This window comes from Corynebacterium sp. LK2510, assembly GCF_040946405.1.
Lineage (GTDB): Bacteria > Actinomycetota > Actinomycetes > Mycobacteriales > Mycobacteriaceae > Corynebacterium.
The window spans coordinates 62,450-69,903 of record NZ_JAYWLR010000014.1 but is presented as its reverse complement, the minus strand read 5'-3'; the positions used below and the strand labels follow the sequence as shown (position 1 = coordinate 69,903).

At 65.9% G+C, this 7,454-nt stretch carries 7 protein-coding genes; 3 read left to right on the top strand and 4 right to left on the bottom strand.

The genetic code is table 11. From position 1 onward, the window contains the following. Nucleotides 1-53: 53 nt before the first annotated feature. The 3 genes from VVR41_RS08340 (at nucleotide 54) to VVR41_RS08330 (ending at nucleotide 2,388) form a co-directional block, all read left to right on the top strand. Nucleotides 54-332: a hypothetical protein gene (locus VVR41_RS08340; RefSeq protein ID WP_368524365.1), complete on the top strand. Its 279-nt coding sequence runs from the start codon at nucleotides 54-56 to the stop codon at nucleotides 330-332. Between the two features lie 126 nt (nucleotides 333-458). Next, the gene (locus VVR41_RS08335; RefSeq protein ID WP_368524364.1) at nucleotides 459-1,910 is read left to right on the top strand and encodes a DUF222 domain-containing protein; all 1,452 of its coding nucleotides are present in this window, start codon (nucleotides 459-461) and stop codon (nucleotides 1,908-1,910) included. A 40-nt stretch (nucleotides 1,911-1,950) separates the two neighbouring features. Further along, complete coding sequence (locus VVR41_RS08330; protein WP_321102488.1) at nucleotides 1,951-2,388, top strand: DUF6918 family protein; 438 nt, start codon at nucleotides 1,951-1,953, stop codon at nucleotides 2,386-2,388. Between the two features lie 10 nt (nucleotides 2,389-2,398). Here VVR41_RS08330 and VVR41_RS08325 read toward each other — a convergent pair whose 3' ends face one another. From VVR41_RS08325 to recF, 4 genes are all read right to left on the bottom strand, one after another. Next, nucleotides 2,399-3,301 carry an alpha/beta fold hydrolase gene (locus VVR41_RS08325; RefSeq protein WP_368524363.1) on the bottom strand — a complete coding sequence of 301 codons (903 nt, stop codon included), beginning with the start codon at nucleotides 3,299-3,301 and terminating at the stop codon, nucleotides 2,399-2,401. Between the two features lie 114 nt (nucleotides 3,302-3,415). Continuing rightward, nucleotides 3,416-5,485: a DNA topoisomerase (ATP-hydrolyzing) subunit B gene (gyrB, locus tag VVR41_RS08320; protein WP_321102684.1), complete on the bottom strand. Its 2,070-nt coding sequence runs from the start codon at nucleotides 5,483-5,485 to the stop codon at nucleotides 3,416-3,418. 180 nt (nucleotides 5,486-5,665) lie between these two features. Then, nucleotides 5,666-6,286 carry a DciA family protein gene (locus VVR41_RS08315; protein WP_368524362.1) on the bottom strand — a complete coding sequence of 207 codons (621 nt, stop codon included), beginning with the start codon at nucleotides 6,284-6,286 and terminating at the stop codon, nucleotides 5,666-5,668. After that, nucleotides 6,279-7,451, bottom strand: a complete 1,173-nt coding sequence (gene recF, locus VVR41_RS08310; protein WP_368524361.1) for a DNA replication/repair protein RecF — start codon at nucleotides 7,449-7,451, stop codon at nucleotides 6,279-6,281. Before recF ends, VVR41_RS08315 begins: the two co-directional genes overlap by 8 nt. Nucleotides 7,452-7,454: the final 3 nt, after the last annotated feature.

Here is a 7,454-nt window from a genome sequence, read left to right as displayed (position 1 = left end):
GCAAAGCCATATAATTTAAGAGGAATACCATCCCTCTTTCCTAAGGAGTCCCCATGAAGACCCGCAACCTTATCGTCGCTGCGTCCGCTGCCGCTCTCGCGATGACAGCCGCCCCCGCCGCGAACGCTCAGATCGTCGCCCCGGAGCCCAGCTCCCGCATCGAGATCCCCGCATCCATCGTCGATTTCGGCCAGGCTTTCTCTCCGCTGTCTCGCTTCGAGACCGAGCAGGTCATGAAGATCGGAACCGCATGGTTCATCCTTGGCACCGCGACCAGCCTCGGCTTCACCCTGCTGAACATGGGCTCCTCCCTCGCTGCATCCGCTCTCTAAAAAGCGCTGCTCAGCCGCACCCCGGATCGTTTCTCCGGGGTGTTTTTTCGCATATGTGTTCGAATAGTTGTTCGGGGATGTCAGGGTTGGTGGGTAGCGTGAGGGCATGAACAAAGGGGGTGTTCCATGACTACTCAGCTCGCATCGCTTATCGACGCCATCACGACCGCAACCCACAAACTCGCCGACATCTTCGCCGAGCCCGAGGGCCTTGCCTTCGACGCTGTCCGCGCTGACATGGAACGCCTCTACGGCGCACTCGACCAGTTCGGGGCAATCGACGCCTCCTTCGCTTTTCTCGCCGACCGCGACGGCGCCGGCTCCCATGTCGGCGCCAACCACGCCACCCAGTACCTCACAGACATCCTCGGCATCTCGCGCAGTGAGGCCATCTCCCGCATCAAGCGCGGCAAGGACCTCTTCGGCGAACCCGAGGTTCCGCCGGCACCCACGCAGCCCGATTCCGAAGCTGCTGAACACCTCCGCCGGGCGGAAGATGAGGCGCGGCGCAACGAAGAGGCCCGTAAAGCCAAGGCCGAGGCCCGCCGTCGCGCCCGCGAGATCAACGCGGAGAAGCAGCGGATCATCCAGCAGGTTTTACGCGACCTCAACGAGCACGCAAGCCCGGGCTACGACGAGCTGCACGCCCAAGCCCTGCGGGAGGCGCGCTCGCGCGGCCCAGAGGATCTGCGGCGCTGGCTTTCCGACGCAGTCCGTCGCGCCAACCTCGCCGGGCGTAACTACGATGGCGAAAAGGATCCTTACGCGGCCTGGAAGAAGCGCTCCATCTCCTTCGGCCGCCCGGACGCGGACGGGCTGGCACGGGTGGTGCTCCAGATCCCCCGCGCCGAGCTCGCCCTGCTCAAAGCGCTCATTCAGCCCGGGTACGCGCCCGGCACTAACATCACTGCAGACGCCGCCGATGACGAGCGCACGCGGGCCCAGCGCGGCTTCGACCAGCTCATCTCCATCCTTCGCAGCTACGAACAGGGCCGCCAGGACAATCGACGCGGAGTGGCCTCCATCGTCGTCTCACTCACCAGTGACGACCTTGCCTGCGCCGACCGCGACACACTCTTCCCCACCGACACCGGCATCGACCTCGACGCGGCGGACCTGATCCGCCTCGGTCTGGCCGGCACCGACTTCCTCCTCGAACTCGACCCCGTCACCGGTGTCCCGCTGTCCATGGGCCGGACCCGGCTCGCCTCCGTCGAGCAAAAGCTCGCCATCTTCGCCGCCCAAGGGGTCTGTGCCTGGGCCGGATGCGACAAGCCTGGCATGGAACTTGAGGCCCACCACGTCATCGCGTGGCGCGACGGCGGGCTGACCGACATCACCAACCTGGTGGGACTCTGCCGCGAGCACCACAGATGCAACAACGACAGCAGGGACGGGTTCCGCAACAAGGGGTTCGTGGATATCAACCGACGCACCGGGCGCGTCGAGCACCACCCCGCCAATGGTGGTCCACCAAGGACGAACGAAACCGCAGGATACGCCGCCTCCGCCGGGGCGAAGATCCGGCACCGCGCGCTGCACCGCACCACCTCTGGTGAACCGGTGCGCCCTCCGTAACCCAGGCCTCAACGACCCGGGACTCGGTATGCTGTGAGGAATGAGCGACCTTAACGCACTGTTGACCGACACCACCCGCCCCACCGTCGTGGCGGAGCTGACCCAGCTCGCCGACCGGACCGTTGCCAACCAGTCCGGTCTGACCGGCATGGCCCTTAAATCTGCCGTGGGTGCGGCAAAGAAGGCTGACGGCGAGGCGGTGTCGAAGGGCATCAACAAATTCCTGCCCCAGCTGGTCGAGGAACTCACTCCGTTCTGGAACGACTACAACTCCGCCGAGTCCGCAGGCTTCGGCAACTTCCTCGCCTCCCGTGAAACTGAACTGAGCGACCGTATCCTCGCCGTCGGCGACAGCCTCTCCGGCCAGGGCCCGGCAGCCATACAGAAGGTGTACTCGGCGCTGCGCGGCAAGCTGAGTTCGATCATCGGGCCGACCCTGCCGGAGCTCGGCGACATCATCGAGCGCAACGCCCGCTAGACACCGCCCGTTAGTCGCGGAGTTTCTCCTCGTAGAACTTCACAAAGCGCTGGCCCACCGTCTCGGGCTCACGCGCCCAGCGATTGTGGCCTAGACCCCCCGCGAGCTCCTCGACCTCGACTGGGGCACCACTGAGCAGCGCCGCCAGCGCCTCTGCCGACGCCAGGGTACAGTCCTCATCGTTATTGAAGCGCGTGAGCAGAACCGGAACGCTGACACCCGCCAGCGCCGCCGGGTAATCCGCGCCCTGAATGTGGTCGAGCTTGTTCGTCCTGGCCAGCCGCGCCCACTCCCCCACATGCAGCGCCGACTGGCGGCCGTAGCCGACAACGTCGAGCCGGCCCGCGGGCCAGTGCCCGACTACGCGGCTAATCGCGCCCATGAGTGCGGACCCGCCCCCGATGCGTACCCGCGACGCCCCGCGAAAGCTCCTCCAGAACGGGCTGCCCGAGCCCACGCCCATCATGCCGATGACGTTCGCGGCGCGGGCACCCTCGCTGCCCAGGAACAGTGCCCCGACCTGGCCGCCCATCGAGTGAGTGAGCAGAATGACCGGGTATTCCTCGCTCACACCCAATGCCTTCTTGGCCGCAGCGATCGTGAGCGGGTAATCCTCCGTGACCATCGTGTGGTAGCCCCACTGGCTGGTCCTGCTGGCGATGGCCGTGCTCGACCCCTGGCCGCGCAGTTCGCCGACGGCGGTGGGAAAACCGCGCTCGGCCAACCAGGACGCTATGGGTTTGAAATAGCGCGCACCCATGCCGAATCCGGGCCAGATGACCACGAGGGGCTTGGCCTCGCCGGCAGACCCTGTGTCCTCAGCACGAGCGCCGAAGAGCAGCACCGTGCTCGTCGAACCATCCGGTAGCCGGATGTCCACCGATTCCGAATCATGTGGGTTGGGGAGCGTCATTCTTCCGAATTGTAGCGCGCCCCAAGTAAGACACCCTTCCGACAACAGCGGTGCCCGCGGAGCATCCTTCTCGCTCCGCGGGCACCGCCGAAACCACACCTCACCTCGGTGTCGTTAGACGTCGAGGAAGCGCACGTCCTTCGCCTTGCGGGTGATGAAGGAGCGGCGGGCGGCGACGTCATCGCCCATGAGGATGGAGAACAGCTCGTCCGCCAACTGCGCGTCCTCGAGATCGACGCGGCGCAGGATGCGGTGTTCGGGGTCGAGGGTGGTCTCCCACAGCTCGCCGGCGTTCATCTCGCCGAGACCCTTGTAGCGCTGGATGCCGTCGTCGGTGTTGATCTTGCGCCCGGCCTCGAGGCCCTCGGCGAGCTCCTTGTCGCGCTCAGCGTCGGAGAAGGCGTAGCCCGGCTCGCCCTTGGCCCACTTGAGCTTGTACAACGGCGGGTTGGCCAGGTAGACGTGGCCGTGCTCGATGAGCTCCGGCATGAAGCGGAACAGCAGCGTGAGCAGCAGCGTCGCGATGTGCTGGCCGTCGACGTCAGCGTCGGCCATGAGCACGATCTTGTGGTAGCGCAGCTTGCTGATGTCGAACTCGTCGTGGATACCCGTGCCCAGGGCGGTAATGATGGCCTGGACCTCGGCGTTCTTCAGCACGCGGTCCATGCGCGCCTTCTCCACGTTGAGGATCTTGCCGCGCAGCGGAAGGATCGCCTGGTACATGGAGTCGCGGCCCTGTTTGGCGGAACCGCCTGCGGAGTCGCCCTCCACGATGAACAGCTCGGACTTCTGCGGGTCCTTGGAGCGGCAGTCGGCAAGCTTTCCGGGCAGCCCGCCCATGTCGTTGGCGGACTTGCGGCGGACCAGGTCGCGCGCCTTGCGGGCAGCCTGTCGCGCCTGCGACGAGGCGACAGCCTTATTCACAATCGTCTTTGCTTCCGCCGGGTTGGCGTCGAACCAGTCGGCGAGGTGCTCGTTGACGGCGCGCTGGACGAAGCCCTTGATCTCGGTGTTGCCGAGTTTGGTCTTCGTCTGGCCTTCGAACTGCGGGTCGGACACGCGTACGGACACGACCGCGGAGATGCCCTCGCGGCAATCGTCACCGGTGAGGTTGGGGTCCTTGTCCTTGATCAGCTTGTGGTCGCGGGCGTAGCGGTTCATCAGCGTGGTCAGCGCGGCGCGGAAGCCCTCTTCGTGGGAGCCGCCCTCGTGGGTGTTGATCGTGTTGGCGAAGGTGTGGACGGACTCCTTGAAGCCGCCGTTCCACTGCATGGCCACCTCGGCCTCGTGCTCCTTGGCCTTGGACTCGAAGCCGATCACGGTCGGGTGGATCGCCGTCTTGTTGCGGTTGAGATGCTCGACGTAGTCGATCAGGCCGTTCGGGTAGTGGTAGGTGACCTTCTTCTCGCGCTTCTTCTTCACCGCCGGGGCGACTTCCTCGGCCGTGGTGTCGGCCTCGGACTCTGTGATCACGGTGTCGTCGAAGGAGTCGCCGTCGACAAGCTCGGCGGTGTCGCCTTCCTCGGCGATGGCCTCAAGCTCGAGCTCCTCTTCGGAGACGCGCTCGTCCTTAAGCGTGATGGTCAGGCCCTTGTTTAGGAAGGCCATTTCCTGCAGGCGGCGCGCGATGGTGTTGTAGTCGAACTCGACGGTCTCGAAGATTTCGGCGTCGGGCCAGAAACGGATGGTGGTTCCGGTGCCGCGGGCGTTGTTGCCCTCTTCGAGCTCCTCCGGGATGGCGCGGTTGAAGCTCTGGTACCAGTGCTTTCCGTCGCGCTTGATGTCCGCCTCGACGCGGGTCGACAGCGCGTTGACCACGGAGATGCCCACGCCGTGCAGGCCACCGGAGACGGCGTAGGAGTCGGAGTCGAACTTGCCGCCGGCGTGCAGTTGGGTCATAACGACCTGGACGGTCGGGGCGCCGGAGGGGTGCATCTCGACCGGAATGCCGCGGCCGTTGTCGACGACCTGGACGCCGCCGTCTGCCAGAAGCGTCACGTCCACCTGATCCGCGTAGCCTGCCATGGCCTCGTCCACGGAATTGTCCACGACCTCCCACACAAGGTGGTGGAGACCGCGCACACCGGTGGAACCGATGTACATGCCGGGTCGCTTACGGACGGCCTCGAGCCCCTCGAGAATGGTGATCGATGACGCATCATAATGCGGTTCGTTGGTAGCCACGGTTGATGGACTCTCCTCTAAGGCTTTCAATGGGCTTTAACCCATCCCATCTTACACCCCGCTGTTTTTGTCCAGCACACTTGCAACTCCAGCGAGAGGGCGTTTCTCGCGCGAATTTGGGGGTGTGGCGGTTTTCACAACCCATCCCGCAGCGCCCCCACAGCGACCGCTCCCCCGCGTTTATCCGTACGTGTCGCGCGGCCCGCGGCCCTTCACGTGCAGCGGTCCGTAGCGCCAGCTCTTGGTCTTTGGCGGGTAGACGTGCAGCTTCGTGATCACATCCGGGCCCACCTTCTTGGCAATCTCGGACAAAACGGTCGACTGCATGTACTTCAGCTGCGTCGCCCAGGCGGTTTGGTCGCAGGAGACGAACACCTCGCCCTCCTTGATCATCTCGACCTGGGTGTGTTGCGCGATCTTCTCGCCGACAAGCCCGGCCCAGTTGCCCATGACCCAGCCGTAGGCCATGTTCTCAGTCCAGTCGCGCTTTTTGATCTCGGTGCGCACGAGCGAGCCGAAACCTTTCACCTGGTAGCCGCGCCGCAGCGCGCGCCCGTCCGGCCCGGTCGGCCGTCCCCGGCCCTGCCAGCGCGCGGTGGCCTCGACCTCGAGATCGAGGCCGGGCACGCTTATCGACGCCCCCTTGCCCCCAGCGCCTTCCCCACGCCCCGCCAGCGACACCGCCGCGTTGCGCCGCGGCATGACCGCGCTGCCTTGGCGGCTGAGATCTGGCAGTCGCCCCCCGCGCCGGCGCGCGGTGGCGCGCAGCGTCTCAAACGTCGTTGCAACCAGGTCACTCAAGCCGCGACACCCCCTCTTCCATGACGACGCGGTACCTGGCTTGGACGGAGTCGTCGAGGTTGGCGGGCAGGTCGTCGCCCACCGCGGCGGTGATGAGCACCTGTTCGGCGCTTTCGGCGACAGCGACGAGGCGCTCGCGGCGCTTGGCGTCGAGTTCCGCGAACACGTCGTCGAGGATCAGCACCGGGTCGGAGCCTTCGGAGGCGAGTAGCGCGTACTCGGCCAGGTGCAGCGAAAGCGCGTACGACCAGGTCTCCCCGTGGCTGGCGTAGCCCTTTGCCGGCTGGTCGCCGAGCATGAGGACTAGGTCATCGCGGTGCGGCCCGACGAGCGTGACACCTCTGTCAATCTCCTCCTTGCGCCTGCGCCCGAGCTCAGTCAGCATCGCGGCCTCGAAGACACTCACGTCGCGAGTCTCGTCCCCGAGGAGCTGGCGCACCGCATTATCGACGGTCGATTTGTAGCGCACAGACGCAGGCCGTGACTCGGGAGCTACGGAGGAATACGCTTCGACGATGTTGTCGGAGAGGGCGTCGAGAAGCGCCAAGCGACCGGCGATGATCTGCGCTCCCAGTGTGGCAAGCCGGGAATCCCATGCGTCGAGGGTGCCGAGCGCCGAGGCGCCGTCGCTGTGGTCGTAGCCGCGGCGCAGGTCGTAGGCGGAGCCGCGCAGCAGCGCGTTGCGCTGGCGCAGTACTTTGTCGTAATCCGCCTTGACTCCGCCGTGGCGCGGCGTGCGCAGCGCGGACAGCTCGTCGAGGAAGCGGCGGCGCTCGCCGGGCTCGCCGACAACTAAGCGCAGGTCTTCCGGGGAGAACATCACCGTACGCAGCACGCCCAAAAGCTCGCGCGGGGAGCGCAGGCGCGTGCGGTTGATCTGTGCCTGGTTCGCTCCGGACGATGAGATGAGCAGGTGCGTCGTGAGTGCTCGGCCCTCGTTGACCGTCGTGGCGGAGATGCGCGCGTTGGAAGCTCCCGCCCGGATCAGCGGGCCGTCGTTGCCTACGCGGTGGCTGCCGAGTGTTGCCGTGTAGTGCACTGCCTCGACGACGTTGGTCTTGCCGTGCCCGTTGCGCCCCGACAGCACCGTGACCCCGGGCTCGAGCTCGAGGGTGAGTTCGGGCCAGGAACGGAAGTCGCGCAGGTCGAGTTCGCGAAGGTACACGGC

Bases quoted from the DNA above. Each gene is read 5' to 3' on its own strand.
- VVR41_RS08340 (WP_368524365.1), top strand. From the start codon at position 54: ATGAAGACCCGCAACCTTATCGTCGCTGCGTCCGCTGCCGCTCTCGCG.
- VVR41_RS08335 (WP_368524364.1), top strand. From the start codon at position 459: ATGACTACTCAGCTCGCATCGCTTATCGACGCCATCACGACCGCAACC.
- VVR41_RS08325 (WP_368524363.1), bottom strand. From the start codon at position 3,301: ATGACGCTCCCCAACCCACATGATTCGGAATCGGTGGACATCCGGCTA.
- VVR41_RS08330 (WP_321102488.1), top strand. From the start codon at position 1,951: ATGAGCGACCTTAACGCACTGTTGACCGACACCACCCGCCCCACCGTC.